Genomic DNA, 18523 nt, shown 5'->3' on the forward strand with positions numbered 1-18523 from the left:
AGGCATGAGCGAAAATCAAACGTACGACTCTTCAAGCATCAAGGTGCTGAAAGGTTTGGATGCCGTGCGCAAGCGTCCCGGCATGTACATTGGCGACACCGATGACGGTAGCGGCCTGCACCACATGGTCTTCGAAGTGGTCGACAACTCGATCGACGAAGCCCTCGCCGGGCACTGCGATGACATCACCGTCATCATCCACACCGATGAATCCATCAGTGTGCGCGACAACGGTCGCGGCATTCCGGTCGACGTGCATAAAGAAGAAGGCGTTTCTGCAGCCGAGGTCATCATGACCGTGCTGCACGCCGGCGGTAAATTTGATGATAACTCCTACAAAGTTTCCGGCGGTCTGCACGGTGTAGGTGTTTCGGTAGTAAACGCCCTTTCGGAAAAGCTGGTGCTTACCGTTCGCCGTAGCGGCAAGATCTGGGAGCAGACCTACGTTCATGGTGTTCCACAGGCGCCGATGGCCGTTGTGGGCGAAAGCGAAACCACCGGCACCCATATTCATTTCAAGCCTTCGGCCGAGACCTTCAAGAATATTCACTTCAGCTGGGACATCCTGGCCAAGCGTATTCGTGAACTGTCCTTCCTGAACTCTGGCGTTGGCATCCTGCTTAAAGACGAGCGCTCGGGCAAAGAAGAGTTCTTCAAATACGAAGGCGGCCTGCGTGCATTCGTTGAATACCTGAACACCAACAAGACTCCGGTCAACTCCCAGGTGTTCCATTTCAACGTCCAGCGTGAAGATGGCGTGGGTGTTGAAGTTGCCCTGCAGTGGAACGACAGCTTCAACGAAAACCTGCTGTGCTTCACCAACAACATTCCGCAGCGCGATGGCGGTACCCACCTGGTTGGTTTCCGCTCTTCGCTGACCCGTAGCCTGAACAGCTACATCGAGCAGGAAGGCCTGGCCAAGAAGAACAAGGTTTCCACCACCGGTGACGATGCTCGTGAAGGCCTGACCGCGATTATTTCGGTCAAGGTGCCGGATCCGAAGTTCAGTTCGCAGACCAAGGACAAGCTGGTTTCCTCGGAGGTGAAAACCGCCGTGGAACAGGAAATGAACAAATACTTCGCCGACTTCCTGTTGGAAAACCCCAACGAAGCCAAAGCGGTAGTCGGCAAGATGATCGACGCTGCCCGTGCCCGTGAAGCGGCGCGCAAAGCGCGTGAAATGACTCGCCGTAAAGGCGCGCTGGATATCGCGGGCTTGCCGGGCAAACTGGCGGACTGCCAGGAGAAGGACCCTGCCCTTTCCGAACTGTACCTGGTGGAGGGTGACTCCGCAGGTGGCTCGGCCAAGCAAGGTCGTAACCGTCGTACCCAGGCGATCCTGCCGCTGAAGGGCAAGATTCTCAACGTCGAGAAAGCACGCTTCGACAAGATGATCTCCTCCCAGGAAGTGGGCACACTGATCACCGCACTGGGCTGTGGCATCGGCCGCGAAGAGTACAACATCGACAAACTGCGCTATCACAACATCATCATCATGACCGATGCTGACGTTGACGGTTCGCACATCCGTACCCTGCTGCTGACCTTCTTCTTCCGTCAGCTGCCAGAGCTGGTCGAGCGTGGCTACATCTACATTGCCCAGCCACCGCTGTACAAGGTGAAGAAAGGCAAGCAGGAGCAGTACATCAAGGACGACGAGGCCATGGAAGAATACATGACCCAGTCGGCCCTCGAAGATGCCAGCCTGCACCTGGATGAGTCTGCGCCGGCCGTTTCCGGCGTTCAGCTGGAGGTTTTGGTCAACGAGTTCCGTGGTGTGATGAAGACCCTCAAGCGTTTGTCTCGCTTGTACCCGGAAGAGTTGACCGAGCACTTCATCTACCTGCCGGAAGTTACCCTGGAGCAATTGGGCGACCATGCCGTCATGGAGAACTGGTTGGCCAAACTGCAGGAGCGCCTGAGCAACAGCCAGAAGTCTGGCCTGATGTACAAGGCCACCCTGCGCGAGGACAAGGAGCGCAATGTGTGGCTGCCTGAAGTGGAAATCACCTCGCACGGCCTGGCCAGCTACATCACCTTCAACCGCGATTTCTTCGGCAGCAACGACTATCGCACGGTGGTCAACATTGGCTCCAAGTTGTCGAGCCTGCTGGGTGAAGGTGCTTACGTACAGCGCGGTGAGCGTCGCAAGGCGATCGTCGAGTTCAAGGAAGGCCTGGATTGGCTGATGAACGAGACCACCAAGCGTCACACCATCCAGCGATACAAAGGGCTGGGTGAGATGAACCCGGACCAGTTGTGGGAAACCACCATGGACCCAACTGTACGTCGCATGCTCAAGGTCACCATCGAAGACGCGATTGCCGCCGATCAGATCTTCAACACCTTGATGGGTGACGCGGTTGAGCCTCGCCGCGACTTCATCGAAAGCAACGCGCTGTCGGTTTCTAACCTGGACTTCTGATCAGGTTGTTCTCACTAAAAAGCCCGCGCAAGCGGGCTTTTTGGTTTGGGCTGTCATTCAATCGTCCTGAGCTTCACGTGCACTGACCTCAGCTGATCTTTTTCATGCGCGAGTGTAAGTGACGCCTCTGCACGCATGACAAGTTGCTCCCCATGCCTGATGCAACTCTGCTTGAAAAGCGCGGGGTTTATCTGGGCCAGGCTGACAAGTGCCTTGAGCAACCGAAGGTCGACTTCTAGAAGAGCGGCGCCGTCTCTGCTGATAGGGGCAAAAAAATCGTCGAACAAATCGTCCACCGTCAACCCTCGCAGGTGGACCCACTCGCAGCTTTTTTCCTGGTCCGGTTCGCAAGCGTGTGCTTTGCCCCAGTACGTCAAAGTTCTAAGGCCTCTGCCAATCACATCAATAGCGGTGCCCGGATCATTGACCGCTGGTGACAACGCGCGGGATGCGATTTCCGATAGCACGCATAGCCCAAACCTCGGGTCATGTTCAAAGGTTCTTCGGGTGCCTATGGTCAACGTCGCCAGCGTGCCCTTGAGGCTTTGCTCATCAGGATGCTTGTCACTCAAAGGCACAATGCGAGCGACCGGCATACCGATGTGGACAAAACTACCTGGGAGAACTTCCACATAGATCCGGATCTGTAGCGCTTTGGAAATGGCGCCCAAGGCTTGCACATCGATATGTTGGACGTAGCCAGTCTGGTTGCTGGCAATGGTTTGCGCGGACAGCGGTAGTACAAGGTCTACCGGGTACGCTGAGCCTCCCAGATAGGGCCAGCGAATGCGATGAGCCATGGCCTCTATCGCCGCCTTTTCCACACGGTCAATGGTTTCTCCAACCCGTCCGAGTTTGGAAAGGTGGTCTATCCAGCGCAGCAGTGTGTAAATGATCAGCGTCACGACAGCTAGCGTCACCGCAAAAAGCACGACTCGGCCCTGGCTTCCATAGAGGCCGGTACTCAGGGCAATGATGCCAACCAGGCTGAAGAGAAACGAACCGATGAATGTGGCCAGCGCGTTCTGGGTCGTGGTGTCTTCCATGACCAGCGTTGTGGCACGCGGGGTCACCCCGCTACTTGCGGCCCCGTAGGCGGTGACCATCGTGCTCAATGAGAAGGTGGTCACAGCCAGCATGCTGGAGGCAATGATCCCGAGAATCTTGTCCACTGCATCTGCGCCGATGCGCGCTGGCAAGGTTTGCGGGATGAAGTCTCTGAACAGGATGGCAAGCAATGCAGTCGCCACACCCAGAATGGAGAACAGAGAGGCTCTGAACCAGAGTCGCTTGGTGAGTTGACCCGCTACCCAACGCCAACGCGCAATCATGTGCAGTACCTTCAAGAGACTGATCGAATAGTTAACAGACTAGAAGTTTCAATCCACAACCCAGCAAAAAACCCGCGCAAGCGGGCTTTTTGTTGGCGGCTGGTTTTATACGGCCTTAGTAACCGCTGAGGATGTTTACGATCACCCCGGAAGCAATGGCCACCAGCACGTAGTCGCCGTTGACGTACAACCAACGGTGGTCGCGGGGCGGCGGCGAGAGGTGCCGGGCGCGCCAGTCGGTCACCCAGTAACGGTCATTGCGATAGTGCGGGTCTACCACATGGCCGCGCTTCCATTGCTGGTGAGGTACCGGCATCCCCGGTTGTGGACGGAAGTTCGGATTACGGTAGGACTGAGCCTGGCCGTTGCCGGGTTTGCCATGTTGTTGCGGATGGCCTTGCTGCTTGCTCTGCTGCGGATGACCTTGGCCCTGATGCGAGCGGTCGCCATCGTGCCCTTGAGGCGGGCCGGGCTGGGCGAAGCTGGCCAGTGGTACGCTGAGCATCAAGGTAGCGCAGAGCACAGAGAGGGTTTTTTTCATCGTATGTCGATCCTTTGCATGTTCACGTCCGGCGGGTTTCAACGAGACGCCGATTACGGTTAATGCTTCAGACCGTGATTCGCGATGAGTAATCCCTGGCAAGAGGTAAAGGTCCGGTAAAGAATCGCCAAGCACTAAGCCGGATTCAGCCCCAGCGCTTTCAAGCGCCGATACAGCGTACGTTCACTCATCCCTAAGTGGCGCGCCAGTTCGCTACGCGGGCCCTGAAACTGTTCCAGCGCTTGTGCCAGATCACTCAGGTCGCTGCGAGCGCGCCCCTTGTTCGCACCGGTTGCGATTTGCGGGCCTACATCTTCCGGCAGATGCTCAGGCCGTATCAGCCCATCATCGGCAAACAGCCGCGCCCGTTCCAGGATGTTGCGCAGCTCGCGGATATTGCCTGGGAACGTATGCAGGGCCAATTGTTGAAGCGCAGCGTCAGTAAGGCTCGCGGCAGGTTTGCCTGCCATGCGTTGCAGCAGGCTCTGCGCAAGCAGCGGCAGATCCTCTACGCGTTCGCGCAAGGCAGGCAGGCGGATGGGAAAGCCACTGATGCGGTAATACAGGTCTTCCCGGAACGTACCCTCGGCAACCATCTGCTTGAGCGGTTTGTGTGTTGCAGACACCAGGCGGAAATCCGCATGCACGGTGCGCAGGCTGCCAACCGGGCGCAAGGTGCCGGATTCGATCAGGCGCAGCAATTTGACCTGCATCGCCAGTGGCACCTCACCAATCTCGTCGAGGAACAGCGTGCCGCCGTGGGCCGCTTCTGCCAGGCCGATCTTGCGCTGGTTGGCACCGGTAAAGGCTCCCTTCTCATAGCCGAACAGCTCGCTCTCGAACAGTGACTCGGTCAAGCCGGTGCAGTCGACCACCACCAAAGGGCCATTCGCCCGTGGGCTACCCATATGGATCGCCCGGGCGAAAAGCTCCTTGCCTGTACCGGATTCACCCTGGAGCAATACCGGGATCTGTGCGGGGGCCGCACGTTGCAGGCTGGCCAGTGCCGTTTTGAACGCTGGCGCCCGGCCGACCAGGCCCTGTTGTTGAGGTTGCGCCGAGGCCAGTGTGACCGTGGTCAGGCGTTCTACGAACGCCACCACCCTGCCCTGCTCATCGAGGATCGGCCGAAGTTCCACATCCACATGCTCAGGCCCGCGCGGGGTGTGATGAATGTGCAGTACCCGTTCCGGCAGCTTGCTGTCCCAGGCCTTGCGCATGGGGCAATGCTCACCGGCCTGGTCGCAAGGCACGGCGTAGTGATGGGAAACCCGGTGGCACTTCTCACCCAGTGGCGCACGGTCGTCACGGCCGAACTGCCGACGATAGGCGGCATTGGCTGCGAGGATGTTGTAGTCGGTGTCCAGCACGATGGTAGGCAACGCATCGTGTTCGAGGTAGGAAACCAGAGCTAGGATGAGGGGATGGGATTCAGGCATGACGGCACCGATTGGATAAGCCGTTGAGGGTAACAAGGACTGCCAAACACTGCCATTGGCTGACAGTCGACTGCCAGCGCAACTGCCACACCGGGCTGTCATGCGCCATCAGGGGCCGATTTCACTGGCCTTGGCACGGGTTAAACCCCTGGCATGCATCTTGATAAACCACCCGTCACTGCCTACGCCTCTAAAAGGCGGGGTGGATTATTTGGAGAACGTGATGATCATCGGCAACAACCTTCAGGTGGAAGCCTTTTTCGACGACGCCACCTCGACCATCAGCTACCTGGTACTGGACCGCGAGACCAACCAGTGTGCGTTGATCGACAGCGTACTGGACTATGACCCCAAGTCAGGCCGCACCTGCACCGAGTCTGCAGACCGTCTGATTGATCGGGTACAGAGCCTGGGCGCCAAGGTGCAGTGGATTCTGGAAACCCATGTACACGCCGACCACCTTTCAGCTGCGGCGTATCTCAAGGAAAAGCTCGGCGGCCACACCGCCATTGGCGCCGAGATCACCAAGGTACAGAAAGTCTTCGGCGACTTGTTCAACGCCGAGCCGGGCTTCGCCCGTGATGGCAGCCAGTTCGATGTGTTGCTCATGGACGAAGAAGGCTTTCGCATAGGTAACCTGCACGCCCGCTCGTTGCACACTCCTGGGCATACCCCCGCTTGCATGAGTTACTTGATAGAGGATGCGGGAGAAAAAGCACTGTTCGTGGGCGACACCCTGTTCATGCCCGACTACGGTACCGCACGCTGTGACTTCCCAGGCGCTGATGCTCGCACCTTGTACCAATCGATCCGCCGCCTGCTGGCCTTCCCTGACCAGACTCTGCTGTTCATGTGCCATGACTACCTGCCGGGCGGGCGTGACATGCGTTATGTCACCACCGTTGCCGAGCAGCGCGCCAGCAACATTCATGTTCACCAGGGCATCGATGAGGACAGCTTTGTCGCCATGCGTGAAGCGCGTGACAAGACCCTCGAGATGCCCGTCCTGATCCTGCCTTCGGTGCAGGTCAACATGCGCAGTGGCCATTTTCCGCAGCCGGAATCCAACGGCGTGAGCTACCTGAAGATCCCGTTGAACAAGCTCTGAGCGCCCTGCCCCATCATTAGAATTCCCAGGATTTACGCCATGCCTGCCTTGTTGTCCCCTGCTAATTCCGACCACCACAAGGTGGTCATCGTCGGTGCCGGCGCTGCCGGCATCGCCACTGCTTCCAGCCTCATCAGCCGCGACCCGTCACTGGATATCGCGGTGATCGACCCTGCCGACGTTCATTACTACCAGCCCGGCTGGACCATGGTCGGTGCGGGTGTGTTCAAGGCACCGAGCACCGCGCGCACCATGGCCTCGACCATCCCCCGTGGCGTGCGTTGGATCAAGGCGCGCGTGCAAGGGTTCGACCCGCTGGGCCAGCTGGTCATGCTCGAAGATGGTCGCACCATCAGCTATGAACAGCTGGTGGTCTGCCCCGGCCTCAAGCTCGATTGGGCTGCCATTGACGGGCTCAGTGATACCCTGGGGCGCAACGGCGTCACCTCGAACTACCGCTACGACCTGGCACCCTACACCTGGGAGCTTGTGCAGAACCTCAAGCAAGGCCGCGCCCTGTTCACTCAGCCGCCCATGCCGATCAAGTGCGCCGGTGCGCCGCAGAAGGCGCTGTACCTGTCCTGCGACCACTGGATGCGCCAGGGGCTGCTGGGCGATATCAAAGCCTGCTTCTTCAATGCCGGCGCAGTGCTGTTCGGTGTGCCCGATTACGTGCCGGCCCTGATGGCCTACATCGACAGGTACGGTGTGGACCTCAATTACAGCCACCGTTTGGCTGCAGTAGATGGCCCGAACAAGCGCGCCACCTTTGTCCGCACCTTTGCCGATGGCAGCACTGAAACCCGCACTGAAGCTTTCGACATGCTGCACGTGGTGCCGCCACAGGTTGCCCCGGACTTCATTCGTCAAAGCCCATTGGCCGATGCCGCTGGCTGGGTCGATGTCGACCCGCATACGCTGCGTCATCGCCAGTTTGCCAATGTCCATGCCCTTGGCGATGTGGCCAGCACCAGCAACGCCAAGACTGCGGCCGCTGCGCGCAAGCAGGCTCCGGTGGTTGCCAACAACGTGCTGGTGGCGCTGGGCAGGCTGGCTAACCTTGCCCAGTACGATGGCTACGGCTCCTGCCCGTTGACGGTCGAGCGCGGCAAGATCGTGCTTGCCGAGTTCACCTATGGCGGCAAGGTCGCGCCGAGCTTCCCGCGCTGGTTGCTGGATGGCCGCCAGCCGACGCGCCTGGCCTGGCTGCTCAAGGCGCGAGTGCTGCCGCCGCTGTACTGGCAAGGCATGCTGAAGGGACGAGAGTGGCTGGCACGCCCGCAACCGCTGGCGGCCGAGGCATCACGGTGATCGAACATCAACTGCTCGGTGCCGGGCTGGGCGCGATCATTGGCGCAGTGCTGGCGCTGACTGGCGCGGGGGGCGGCATCCTGGCGGTGCCGCTGCTGGTGTTTGGCCTTGGTCTGTCGATGGTCGAAGCTGCGCCTATTGGCCTTCTTGCCGTAGGTCTTGCCGCTGCCGTGGGGGCGATCCTCGGCTTGCGCCAAGGGCTGGTGCGTTATCGCGCCGCGCTGTTCATCGCCCTGATCGGCATCGCTGCTGCACCGCTCGGGCTGATGCTCGCCCATCGTCTGCCCGACACACCCTTGGCCCTGGTGTTCGCCGGCGTGCTGGTTTACGCATGCCTGCGTATCTGGCGCAAGGCTGCCAGCGAGTTGCGTGGCGAGGCCAACGAAGCCCACCGTTTCATCGAGCCGTGCGTGCTCAACCCGCTGCAGGGCCGTTTGCGCTGGACACTGCCCTGCGCGCGGGCGCTGGCCATGACCGGAGCGCTTTCGGGATTGTTGTCCGGCTTGTTGGGGGTGGGGGGTGGCTTCGTGATCATCCCTGCCTTGAACCGCTACACCAACCTGCGTATGAAGAGCATCGTCTCGACCTCGTTGGCGGTGATCGCCCTGGTGTCTACAGGTAGCGTGGTCAGTGCCAGCCTGGCCGGGGTTATGCACTGGCAGGTGGGCGCACCTTTTGCCGCGGGCGCGGTGCTTGGCCTGCTGCTGGCGCGGCCACTGGCGACGCGGCTGGCCGGGCCTCGCCTGCAGCAGCTGTTCTCGGTGGCCGGCTTTGCGGCTGCCCTGCTGCTGGCCAGCAAGGCGCTACTCGGCTAGCAGCTCGGCCTGTTCCTGCGCGCACAGCGCCAGCAGGTAATCCCAGACCACCCGCAGGCGTACCGACTTGTGCAATTCACGACGGGTGCATATCCAGTAGCTGCGCTGGATGGTTTCGCTGGGCAGTACGCGCACCAGTGTCGGGTCGTGGCGAGCCATGTAGTTGGGCAGCACGGCGATACCCAGGCCGGCGCGCGCAGCAGTTTGCTGGGCTATTACGCTGGTGCTGCGAAAAGCCACATTGGGCGCCCGGCAGAAGCTGTTGAGAAACAGCAGCTCCTGGCTGAACAGCAGGTCGTCGACGTAGCCGATCCAGCTGTGCCGGGCCAGATCTTCACGGTTGCGTAAAGGTGGCGCGCGGTCCAGGTAAGCCTGGCTGGCATAGAGGGCCAGGCGGTAGTCGGTGAGTTTGCGGGTAATCAGCAGGTCGGCACTGGGACGTTCCAGGTGAATGCTGATTTCCGCCTCGCGGTTGAGGATGCTGACAAAGCGAGGCACGGCCACCAGCTCCACTTCCAGGCCCGGATACCGATCGAACAGCGCATTCATGCGTGGGGTGAAGAACATGATGCCGATGCCTTCGGTGACCCCAAGGCGAATCTTGCCCAGCGGTGTGATGGCCTGGGTGATTTCTTCCTGCGCCAGCAACGCGACATTCTCCATGGCTTCGGCGTGCTTGAGCAGCGCCTGGCCGGAGGGCGTCAATTCGTAGCCCTGCGCGTGTTGCACGAACAGTGGGGTGCCCAGGCTTTTCTCGATGCTCTCGATATGCCGGGCAACCGTGCTATGGGTCGTGTTGAGACGCTTGGCAGCGCTGAGCAGGCGGCCACTGCGCTGCAACTCGAGGAAAAACCGCAGATCATTCCAGTCGAACATGCATCCTTTCCCTGTTTTTCGCTGTGCTAAAACGCACAACGGCTGCGCGAAATCTCGTGTTTCCTCAGCGAAATTAATCAATAAGATGTACGACGACAAGAATAAAAATCAGGCGCGAGGTTGCACATGCCATCAGCCGATTCTGTCTTCGACTACGTTATCGTGGGTGCCGGTCCTGCCGGTTGCCTGCTGGCCAATCGATTGTCCGCCGACCCGTCCCGCCGCGTGTTGCTGCTGGAAGCCGGGGGCCGCGACAATTACCCCTGGATTCACATCCCCGTCGGTTACCTTTACTGCATCGGCAACCCCCGCACTGACTGGTGCTTCAAGACCGAAGCGCAAAGCGGCCTGGGTGGTCGTAGCCTGGGTTATCCCCGGGGCAAGGTGCTGGGGGGCTGCTCATCGATCAACGGCATGATCTACATGCGTGGCCAGGCTGCGGACTATGACCATTGGGCCGAACAGGGCAATGACGGTTGGGCCTGGAAGGACGTGCTGCCGCTGTTCAAGGCCAGCGAAAATCACTTTGCAGGCAACAGTGATCACCATGGCGCCACTGGCGAATGGCGGGTGGAACGCCAGCGCTACAGTTGGCCGATCCTCGATGCCTTCCGTGACGCCGCCGAACAGAGCGGCATCGCCAAGGTCGATGACTTCAATACCGGCGACAACCAAGGCTGTGGATATTTTCAGGTCAACCAGCGCAGCGGTGTGCGCTGGAACGCATCCAAGGCTTTTTTACGACCTGTGCATAACCGTTCCAACCTCACCGTGCTGACCGGCGTGCAGGTTGACCAAGTGCTGCTGAACAACACCCGCGCCCGCGCAGTGAGAGCATTTTGGCAAGGCGCCTGGCACGAGTTCGCTGTGCGCCGCGAGATCATCCTGTGTGCAGGGGCGGTGGGTTCGCCCGGCATCCTGCAGCGCTCCGGCATTGGCCCGCGCACGTTGCTGGAAACGCTCGGCATCGGCGTACGGCACGATATGCCCGGTGTCGGTGGCAATCTGCAAGACCACCTGCAATTGCGCCTGATCTACCAGATCCGCAACACCAGAACGCTCAACCAGATGGCCAACAGCCTGTGGGGCAAGATGGGTATGGGCCTGCGTTATCTCTACGACCGCAGCGGCCCGCTGGCCATGGCGCCAAGCCAACTTGGGGCGTTCGTGCGGTCCAGCCCGGAGCAGGCCACCGCCAACTTGCAATACCACGTACAACCCCTGTCGCTGGAACGCTTCGGCGAGCCGCTGCACCGCTTCCCCGCCTTCACCGCTTCGGTGTGCAACCTGCGCCCGGCTAGCCGTGGGCGCATCGACATCCGTAGCTCGGACATGAACAGCGCGCCACTGATAGACCCCAACTACCTCAGTGACCCTCAAGACCTGCGCGTTGCCGCCGACGCCATCCGTATCACACGCCGCATCGTCCAGGCCCCTGCCCTCGCTGCTTTCGATCCGCAGGAATACCTGCCAGGCCCTGCCCTGCAGACCGAGGAAGACCTGTTCGAAGCGGCAGGCAAGATCGGCACCACCATCTTCCATCCGGTCGGGACCTGCCGTATGGGCAGCGGCCCGCTGGACGTTGTGGATAACCAGCTGCGTGTACGCGGCATCCCCGGCCTGCGCGTGGCGGATGCTTCAATCATGCCGCAGATCACCTCCGGCAATACCTGTTCACCCACCCTGATGATCGCCGAGAAGGCGGCCCAACTCATTCTCAAGGGAGCTGCTACCCAGACCTACCTGAACGAAGACGCGTTACCGACGCCCTGACCCGGGTGCGTGCAGTACCGGCGGCTTGCGGTCAGAAGCTGCCGACAGTGGAACAACAAGAATAATCACTGTGGCCTGCGGGCCGAGGACAGCAACGATGTCGGATTACATCCAAGAGCAGGGGGCGACGGCGAGCAGCCCAAGCCGTCGTGAAGAACGCAAGATCATTTTCGCGTCATCCCTCGGGACGGTTTTCGAGTGGTATGACTTTTTTCTCTACGGTGCGCTGGCGGCAGTGATCAGCAAGCAGTTCTTTGCTGGCGTCAACGACACCACCGCTTTCATCTTCGCCCTGATGGCATTCGCCGCCGGCTTCCTGGTACGGCCCTTCGGCGCGCTGGTGTTCGGCCGGCTGGGTGACATGATCGGGCGAAAATACACCTTCCTGATCACCATCGTGCTGATGGGCTTGTCCACCTTCGCCGTTGGTTTGCTGCCCACCTATGCAAGCATCGGCATTGCCGCGCCGATCATCCTGGTGGTACTGCGCATGCTGCAGGGGCTGGCACTGGGGGGCGAGTATGGTGGCGCGGCGACGTATGTGGCCGAACACGCACCGCCCGGCAAGCGCGGCTTCCACACGGGCTTCATCCAGTCCACTGCTACCCTCGGGCTGCTGCTGTCGTTGCTGGTGGTGCTGGGCAGCCGCTACATCACCGGCGATGAGTTCGAAACCTGGGGCTGGCGCTTGCCGTTCCTGCTGTCGATCGTGCTGCTGGGCATTTCCACCTGGATCCGCATGAGCATGCATGAGTCGCCGGCCTTCGTGAAAATGAAGGCCCAGGGCAAGATCAGCAAATCGCCAATCCGCGAGTCGTTCACCTCCTGGCCAAACCTCAAGGTGGTGCTTACCGCACTGTTCAGTATCAACGCCGGCCAGGCCGTGACGTTCTACACGGCGCAGTTCTACGTGCTGTTCTTCATGACCCAGATGCTCAAGATGGATCCGGCCCAGGCCAATACCTTGCTGATCATCAGCGTGGTGATCGGTGCGCCGTTCTTCGTGTTCTTCGGCTGGCTGTCCGACCGCATCGGCCGCAAGCCTATCCTGATGCTCGGCCTGCTGCTGGCCACGGTGTTGTACTTCCCGCTGTTCAAGGCCCTCAGCCACTACGCCAACCCGCAGATCGACGCAGCGAGCCGTCAGGCGCCGATCGTGGTCACCGCTGACCCGCAAGGTTGTACCTTCCAGTTCGACCCGGTCGGCAAGGCGCGTTTCGACAGCCCGTGCGACAAGGTCAAGACCTTCCTGGTCAAACAGGGCCTGCCGTACAGCTCGGTGAATGTGGCGGGCAGCCAAGTGGTGGTGAACATTGGCGACAAGACCATAAACGGGTTTGACGAAACAGCCATGCGCACAGCCATCGAGCAGGCGGGCTACCCGGCCAAGGCGGACCCGTCGCAGGTCAACCAGGTGATGGTGGTGGTGCTGATCGTTGCAATGATCCTGATCGCAACCATGACTTATGGCCCGCTGGCGGCGGTGATGGTGGAGCTGTTTCCGACGCGTATCCGCTACACCTCGATGTCGCTGCCCTACCACATTGGCAATGGCTGGTTTGGCGGTTTCCTGCCCACGGTTTCGTTCGCGCTGGTGGTGTACACCGGGGATATCTTCTACGGCTTGTGGTACCCGGTGCTGGTAACCGGGATCAGCCTGGTGGTGGGAATCTTCTGCCTGAAAGAAACCAAGGATGTGGATATCGACAAGGTCTGATGATGTCGTGAAGCCATAAAAAAAACCGGCTGTAAAAGCCGGTTTTCTTATGCCTCAAAAAAACTTATGCACGCTTTTCAGAAAAATGTCATACACAAAAATAAATAGGCAATTCATAGACTTAGCTATCAAACGAGGCATTTCATCCAAAAATTGCTAACACGTTATCCACAGATCGTCAGGCAATCTGCTCGTGTGGTTTTTCATCTACCGGTGGCAACGAGCCCAAGCGGCGCTGAGTCGCTTCGTTCCACGCCGCGGCACGGTCATTCAACTCTGCAATGGCACGCGGGCCGGTACCATTGGCATACATCGGCTCCCCGATGACCACCTCGATGGTGCCAGAGCGCTTGCCCCACCCTGACTTGGGCCAGTACTTGCCGGCGTTATGCGCGATCGGCAGCACGGGCAGCCCGGCATTTACCGCCAGCGCGGTACCGCCACGGGAAAACTTGCCCACGGTGCCAAAGGGTACCCGAGTACCTTCCGGGAAGATCAGCACCCAGACCTTCTGCTTGAGCAATTCGTCACCCTTGCTCGCCACCTGGCGCAAGGCTTCCTTGGGGTTGTCGCGGTTGATCGCGATCGGCCGCAGCATGGCCATGGCCCAGCCAAAGAACGGCACGTACAGCAGTTCACGCTTGAGCACCTGGCTCAATGGCGAGAAATAGGCTGACAGGAAGAACGTCTCCCAGGTGCTCTGGTGGTTGGACAGAATCACACAGGGCTCTTTGGGCACGTTCTCGGCACCGGTGACCTTGTAGTGGATACCCAGAATCACCCGCGCCAGCAGCACGGCAAAACGGCACCAGTAGACGTTGATGAAGCGGTAGCGCTTGTGGAACGGCAAAAATGGCGCGATAAAAAAGCTCAGCGAGCACCACAGCAGGGAACTGGTGCCCAGCAGCAGGTAAAAAAGAAAGATTCTGATCGCCCGCAGGATCGACATAGTGGCATGTACCGTTGCGGGCTTGCCCGCCTGATAAAAATGCGCCCTTGGGCGCATTGTTTAGATTAGTTCTCTGGCGATAGCTGCCAGATCGTCGAAAATCAGTGTGGTTTGCGCGACACCCTTTTCAAGCGTCCGCTCGCCTTTGCCGGTTTTCACCAGCACCGGTTGTGCACCGACGGCCAGGGCGGCCTCCAGGTCACCTTTACTGTCGCCGACAAACCATACGCCGCGCAGGTCGGCCTGATAATGGTCGGCGATTGCCCGCAGCATGCCAGGCTTGGGCTTGCGGCAGTCACAACCCTCGTCCGGCCCATGCGGGCAATACACGATGTGGCCGACTTCGCCGCCGTGCCCTGCCACCAGCGTGCGCAGACGCGCATGCATGGCTTCGAGGGTTGCCAGTGAATAGTAGCCACGGGCAATGCCGGACTGGTTGGTGGCCACGGCCACCGTCCAGCCCGCTTTGCTCAACTGCGCGATGGCCTCGATCGAGCCGGGGATCGGGATCCACTCCTCCAGCGACTTGATGTAGGCGTCGGAGTCCTGGTTGATCACCCCGTCACGATCGAGAATCAGCAGTTTCAAGGCTTACCCCAGCAGCGAAATGTCAGCAACGCCCAGGAACAGGCCGCGCAGGCGGCTGAGCAAGGCATAACGGTTGGCGCGAACCTTGGCGTCCTCGGCGTTGACCATCACCGCCTCGAAGAAGGCGTCGACCGGGTCACGCAGGGCCGCCAGGCGGGCCAGCGATTCGCTGTACTGACGTGCGGCAGCCATCGGTTGCACGGCCTGGTCGGCCTGCTGGATGGCCGAATACAGCGAGAACTCGTTGGCGTTGTCGAAGTACTTCGGCTCGACCTGTTCGGCAATGGCGCCTTCGGCTTTGCCCAGCAGGTTCGACACACGCTTGTTCACCGCGGCCAGCGCCTCGGCTTCCGGCAGCTTGCGGAAGGCCTGCACGGCCTGCACGCGCTGGTCGAAGTCCAGGGCCGAACCCGGCTTCAGGGCACGTACCGACAGGTAGGTGGCAACGTCGATGCCTTCGTCTTCATAACGTGCACGCAGGCGGTCGAAGATGAACTCCAGCACCTGCTCGGCCAGGCCTGCGGCCTTGACCTTGGCGCCGAACTGCTTGACCGCGAACTCCACCGCAGGGGTCAGGTCCAGGTCCAGTTGCTTCTCGATCAGGATACGCAGCACGCCCAGGGCGGCGCGGCGCAAGGCATATGGGTCTTTGCTGCCGGTGGGCAGCATGCCGATGCCGAAGATACCGACCAGGGTGTCGAGCTTGTCGGCGATGGCTACCGCAGCACCGGTCAGGGTCTGTGGCAGCTCGGCGCCAGCACCGCGCGGCATGTACTGCTCGTTCAGCGCCAGGGCCACGTCTTGCGGTTCGCCGTCGTTGAGCGCGTAGTAGTAACCGGCAACGCCCTGCATCTCTGGGAATTCGCCGACCATTTCGGTGGCCAGGTCGCACTTGGACAGCAGCCCGGAACGGCCGGCGCGCTGGGCGTCGCCGCCGATCAGCGGGGCAATGTACGCGGCAAGCCGGGAGACGCGCTCGGCCTTGTCGTAGACGGTGCCCAACTGCGCCTGGAAGACTACGTTCTTCAGGCGTTCGTTGAAGGTTTCGAGCGGCTGCTTCTTGTCCTGCTTGAAGAAGAACTCGGCGTCGGTCAGGCGCGGGCGCACGACCTTCTCGTTACCCGAGACGATCTGCTTGGGGTCACGGCTTTCGACGTTGGCCACGGTGATGAAGCGCGGCAGCAGCTTGCCTTCGCTGTCCAGCAGGCAGAAGTACTTCTGGTTGTCCTGCATGGTGGTGATCAAGGCTTCCTGCGGCACCTCGAGGAAACGCTCCTCGAACGAGCACACCAGCGGTACCGGCCACTCGACCAGCGCAGTCACCTCATCCAGCAGCGCTGGCGGTACGATGGCAGTGCCTTCCTGCTGCATGGCCAGTTCGGTGGTGCGCTTGGCAATCAGCTCGCGGCGTTCGGCGAAGTCGGCCAGCACGTAGGCTTTGCGCAGGTCTTCGACGTAGTTGGCCGGGGTGGTGATGACCACGTTCTGCGGATGGTGGAAGCGGTGCCCACGGGATTCACGGCCGGCCTGCTGCGACAGGATGGTGCAGTCGACGACCTGATCGCCCAGCAGCATCACCAGCCACTGGGTCGGGCGCACGAACTCTTCACGGCTGGCGGCCCAGCGCATGCGCTTGGGGATCGGCAGGTCGTTGAGCGAATCTTCGACGATGGTCGGCAGCAGGCTGGCGGTGGCCTTGCCCGGGATATGCTGGGAGAAGCGCAGCTTGGCGCCGCTCTGGTCGATTTCCGACAGCTCTACCCCGCACTTTTTGGCAAAGCCCAAGGCAGCCTGGGTCGGCTCGCCGTCCTTGAAGGCAGCCTGCAGGGGCGGGCCGTCGATATTGATGCTGCGGTCAGGCTGCTGTACATCCAGCTGGCGAATCAGCACGGCCAGACGACGCGGCGCGGCGTACACCTGTTTGCCGGTGTAGTTCAGGCCGGCGGCCTGCAGGCCTTTTTCGATGCCGGCCAGGAAGGCGTCACCAAGGGTGGCCAGGGCTTTGGGTGGCAGCTCTTCGGTGCCCAGTTCTACCAGGAAATCTTGAGCACTCATTGTGCAGCCTCCAGCTTCGCCAACACTTCGTCACGCAGTTCAGGGGTAGCCATCGGGAAGCCCAGGCGTGCACGGGCTTGCAGATAGCTTTGCGCCACGTCCCGGGCCAGGGTACGCACACGCAGGATGTAACGCTGGCGCTCGGTCACCGAGATGGCGCGACGGGCGTCGAGCAGGTTGAAGGTGTGCGAGGCCTTGAGCACCATTTCATAGGTCGGCAGCGGCAGGTCCAGCTTGATCAGGCGGTTGGCTTCGCTTTCGTAGAAGTCGAACAGCTCGAACAGTTTCTCGACGTTGGCGTGCTCGAAGTTGTAGGTCGACTGTTCCACTTCGTTCTGGTGGAACACATCGCCGTAGGTGACCTTGCCGAACGGGCCGTCGGCCCAGACCAGGTCGTACACCGAGTCGACACCCTGGATGTACATGGCCAGGCGCTCCAGGCCGTAGGTGATTTCACCGGTGACCGGGTAGCACTCGATGCCGCCTACTTGCTGGAAGTAGGTGAACTGGGTCACTTCCATGCCGTTGAGCCAGATTTCCCAACCCAGGCCCCAAGCGCCCAGGGTCGGCGATTCCCAGTTGTCTTCGACGAAGCGGATATCGTGGACCAGCGGATCCAGGCCGATGGCTTTCAGCGAGCCGAGGTACAGCTCCTGGAAGTTGGCCGGGTTGGGCTTGAGCACCACCTGGAACTGGTAGTAGTGCTGCAGGCGGTTGGGGTTTTCGCCATACCGCCCGTCGGCAGGGCGACGGCTGGGCTGCACGTAGGCGGCGTTCCAGGTTTCCGGGCCGACGGCGCGCAGGAATGTAGCGGTATGGAAAGTGCCGGCGCCTACTTCCATATCGTAGGGCTGAAGCACCACACAACCTTGAGCTGCCCAGTAGTTCTGCAGGGCGAGGATCAGGTCTTGGAAGGTACGCACGGCTGGCGTAGGCTGGCTCACGAAATTCACCTGTATCTGGGGATGCGGATGTAAAGAGCGGGAGTATAACCTGATTCGCCTCGCCCTCTACTCATTGGAGCCTTATGCCACGCTGCTTTTGGTGTACCGACGATCCGTTGTACCAGGCCTATCACGACCAGGAATGGGGAACACCGCAGCGTGATCCGGCGTTGCTGTTCGAGATGCTTTTGCTCGAAGGGTTCCAGGCCGGCCTGTCATGGATCACCGTCTTGCGTAAACGCGAGCGCTATCGCGAGGTGCTGCATGGCTTCGACCCGGTGAAGCTTTCGCAGATGAGCGATGAGCGCATCGAAGAGCTGATGCTCGATGCCGGCATCATCCGCAACCGCCTCAAGCTCAAGGCTGTCCGGCGCAATGCCCAGGCCTGGCTGGCTGTGGATAACCCGGCCGAGTGGCTCTGGTCGTTCGTCGGCGGCGAGCCGAAGATCAACCATTTCAGTGCCCGAAGCGAAGTGCCGGCGGTCACCGACGAGGCCAAGGCGATGAGCAAGGCGTTGCAGAAAGCCGGCTTTACATTCGTTGGCCCGACCATCTGCTACGCCTTCATGCAGGCTACCGGCATGGTCATGGACCACACCACCGATTGTGATCGTTACGCCGCCTTGCTGCGCTGAGGGGTTACAATGCGCG

At 60.5% G+C, this 18523-nt stretch carries 15 protein-coding genes; 7 read left to right on the forward strand and 8 right to left on the reverse strand.

Going from position 1 to position 18523, the window contains the following annotated elements; all coding sequences use genetic code 11:
* Positions 1-4: 4 nt before the first annotated feature.
* Positions 5-2425 carry a DNA topoisomerase (ATP-hydrolyzing) subunit B gene (gyrB, locus tag ACEWE8_RS14755; RefSeq protein WP_046786790.1) on the forward strand — a complete coding sequence of 807 codons (2421 nt, stop codon included), beginning with the start codon at positions 5-7 and terminating at the stop codon, positions 2423-2425.
* Positions 2426-2478: 53 nt separating this feature from the next.
* On the opposite strand, the gene ACEWE8_RS14760 is transcribed toward gyrB, so the two are convergent.
* The 3 genes from ACEWE8_RS14760 to ACEWE8_RS14770 all read right to left on the reverse strand — a co-directional run bounded on the left by ACEWE8_RS14760 (position 2479) and on the right by ACEWE8_RS14770 (position 5736).
* Positions 2479-3756: a DUF2254 domain-containing protein gene (locus tag ACEWE8_RS14760; protein ID WP_046786791.1), complete on the reverse strand. Its 1278-nt coding sequence runs from the start codon at positions 3754-3756 to the stop codon at positions 2479-2481.
* A gap of 115 nt (positions 3757-3871) precedes the next feature.
* Positions 3872-4297 (reverse strand): RcnB family protein, encoded by a 426-nt coding sequence (locus ACEWE8_RS14765; protein WP_046786792.1) that lies wholly within the window; start codon positions 4295-4297, stop codon positions 3872-3874.
* Between the two features lie 134 nt (positions 4298-4431).
* Positions 4432-5736: a sigma-54-dependent Fis family transcriptional regulator gene (locus ACEWE8_RS14770; RefSeq protein WP_115273210.1), complete on the reverse strand. Its 1305-nt coding sequence runs from the start codon at positions 5734-5736 to the stop codon at positions 4432-4434.
* Between the two features lie 223 nt (positions 5737-5959).
* Between ACEWE8_RS14770 and ACEWE8_RS14775 the strand changes: the two genes are divergently transcribed.
* Genes ACEWE8_RS14775 through ACEWE8_RS14785 form a run of 3 tightly spaced genes read left to right on the forward strand, consistent with a single transcriptional unit; the run spans position 5960 to position 8970 of the window.
* Entirely contained in the window at positions 5960-6844 is an 885-nt protein-coding gene (locus tag ACEWE8_RS14775; RefSeq protein ID WP_046786793.1) for an MBL fold metallo-hydrolase, read from the forward strand.
* A 39-nt stretch (positions 6845-6883) separates the two neighbouring features.
* A complete protein-coding gene (locus tag ACEWE8_RS14780; RefSeq protein WP_046786794.1) occupies positions 6884-8155 on the forward strand; it encodes an FAD/NAD(P)-binding oxidoreductase in 1272 nt (423 codons plus the stop codon).
* Entirely contained in the window at positions 8152-8970 is an 819-nt protein-coding gene (locus ACEWE8_RS14785; RefSeq protein ID WP_046786795.1) for a sulfite exporter TauE/SafE family protein, read from the forward strand. Before ACEWE8_RS14780 ends, ACEWE8_RS14785 begins: the two co-directional genes overlap by 4 nt.
* On the opposite strand, the gene ACEWE8_RS14790 is transcribed toward ACEWE8_RS14785, so the two are convergent.
* The gene (locus tag ACEWE8_RS14790; RefSeq protein WP_046786796.1) at positions 8959-9846 is read right to left on the reverse strand and encodes a LysR family transcriptional regulator; all 888 of its coding nucleotides are present in this window, start codon (positions 9844-9846) and stop codon (positions 8959-8961) included. The genes ACEWE8_RS14785 and ACEWE8_RS14790 overlap by 12 nt on opposite strands.
* Before the next feature lie 126 nt (positions 9847-9972).
* Here ACEWE8_RS14790 and ACEWE8_RS14795 point away from each other — a divergent pair, with 126 nt between their 5' ends.
* On the forward strand, positions 9973-11619 hold the full coding sequence (locus tag ACEWE8_RS14795) for a GMC family oxidoreductase (RefSeq protein ID WP_046786797.1): 1647 nt from the start codon (positions 9973-9975) through the stop codon (positions 11617-11619).
* A gap of 97 nt (positions 11620-11716) precedes the next feature.
* Positions 11717-13336, forward strand: coding sequence for an MFS transporter (locus ACEWE8_RS14800; RefSeq protein ID WP_046786798.1), 1620 nt, complete (start codon positions 11717-11719; stop codon positions 13334-13336).
* A 178-nt stretch (positions 13337-13514) separates the two neighbouring features.
* Here the strand turns inward: ACEWE8_RS14800 and ACEWE8_RS14805 are convergent, their stop codons facing one another.
* Genes ACEWE8_RS14805 through glyQ form a run of 4 tightly spaced genes read right to left on the reverse strand, consistent with a single transcriptional unit; the run spans position 13515 to position 17872 of the window.
* A complete protein-coding gene (locus ACEWE8_RS14805; RefSeq protein ID WP_046786799.1) occupies positions 13515-14285 on the reverse strand; it encodes a 1-acyl-sn-glycerol-3-phosphate acyltransferase in 771 nt (256 codons plus the stop codon).
* Between the two features lie 60 nt (positions 14286-14345).
* The gene (gene gmhB, locus ACEWE8_RS14810; protein ID WP_046786800.1) at positions 14346-14873 is read right to left on the reverse strand and encodes a D-glycero-beta-D-manno-heptose 1,7-bisphosphate 7-phosphatase; all 528 of its coding nucleotides are present in this window, start codon (positions 14871-14873) and stop codon (positions 14346-14348) included.
* A gap of 3 nt (positions 14874-14876) precedes the next feature.
* Complete coding sequence (gene glyS / locus ACEWE8_RS14815; RefSeq protein WP_046786801.1) at positions 14877-16928, reverse strand: glycine--tRNA ligase subunit beta; 2052 nt, start codon at positions 16926-16928, stop codon at positions 14877-14879.
* A complete protein-coding gene (glyQ, locus tag ACEWE8_RS14820; protein WP_012312032.1) occupies positions 16925-17872 on the reverse strand; it encodes a glycine--tRNA ligase subunit alpha in 948 nt (315 codons plus the stop codon). The genes glyS and glyQ overlap by 4 nt, the downstream gene beginning before the upstream one ends.
* An 83-nt stretch (positions 17873-17955) precedes the next feature.
* Here glyQ and ACEWE8_RS14825 point away from each other — a divergent pair, with 83 nt between their 5' ends.
* Positions 17956-18507 (forward strand): DNA-3-methyladenine glycosylase I, encoded by a 552-nt coding sequence (locus ACEWE8_RS14825; RefSeq protein ID WP_012312033.1) that lies wholly within the window; start codon positions 17956-17958, stop codon positions 18505-18507.
* The last annotated feature ends 16 nt before the right edge of the window (positions 18508-18523 follow it).

Origin of the sequence: Pseudomonas sp. TR47, assembly GCF_044143025.1 — a bacterium.
In the GTDB taxonomy this organism is placed as follows: Bacteria; Pseudomonadota; Gammaproteobacteria; order Pseudomonadales; family Pseudomonadaceae; genus Aquipseudomonas; species Aquipseudomonas putida_E.

Excerpts from the sequence above, each read along its gene's own strand:
- ACEWE8_RS14800 (WP_046786798.1), top strand. The coding sequence starts at position 11,717 with ATGTCGGATTACATCCAAGAGCAGGGGGCGACGGCGAGCAGCCCAAGC.
- ACEWE8_RS14760 (WP_046786791.1), bottom strand. The coding sequence starts at position 3,756 with ATGATTGCGCGTTGGCGTTGGGTAGCGGGTCAACTCACCAAGCGACTC.
- gyrB (WP_046786790.1), top strand. The coding sequence starts at position 5 with ATGAGCGAAAATCAAACGTACGACTCTTCAAGCATCAAGGTGCTGAAA.
- ACEWE8_RS14795 (WP_046786797.1), top strand. The coding sequence starts at position 9,973 with ATGCCATCAGCCGATTCTGTCTTCGACTACGTTATCGTGGGTGCCGGT.
- ACEWE8_RS14805 (WP_046786799.1), bottom strand. The coding sequence starts at position 14,285 with ATGTCGATCCTGCGGGCGATCAGAATCTTTCTTTTTTACCTGCTGCTG.
- ACEWE8_RS14825 (WP_012312033.1), top strand. The coding sequence starts at position 17,956 with ATGCCACGCTGCTTTTGGTGTACCGACGATCCGTTGTACCAGGCCTAT.
- ACEWE8_RS14775 (WP_046786793.1), top strand. The coding sequence starts at position 5,960 with ATGATCATCGGCAACAACCTTCAGGTGGAAGCCTTTTTCGACGACGCC.
- ACEWE8_RS14790 (WP_046786796.1), bottom strand. The coding sequence starts at position 9,846 with ATGTTCGACTGGAATGATCTGCGGTTTTTCCTCGAGTTGCAGCGCAGT.
- glyS (WP_046786801.1), bottom strand. The coding sequence starts at position 16,928 with ATGAGTGCTCAAGATTTCCTGGTAGAACTGGGCACCGAAGAGCTGCCA.
- ACEWE8_RS14780 (WP_046786794.1), top strand. The coding sequence starts at position 6,884 with ATGCCTGCCTTGTTGTCCCCTGCTAATTCCGACCACCACAAGGTGGTC.
- ACEWE8_RS14770 (WP_115273210.1), bottom strand. The coding sequence starts at position 5,736 with ATGCCTGAATCCCATCCCCTCATCCTAGCTCTGGTTTCCTACCTCGAA.
- ACEWE8_RS14765 (WP_046786792.1), bottom strand. The coding sequence starts at position 4,297 with ATGAAAAAAACCCTCTCTGTGCTCTGCGCTACCTTGATGCTCAGCGTA.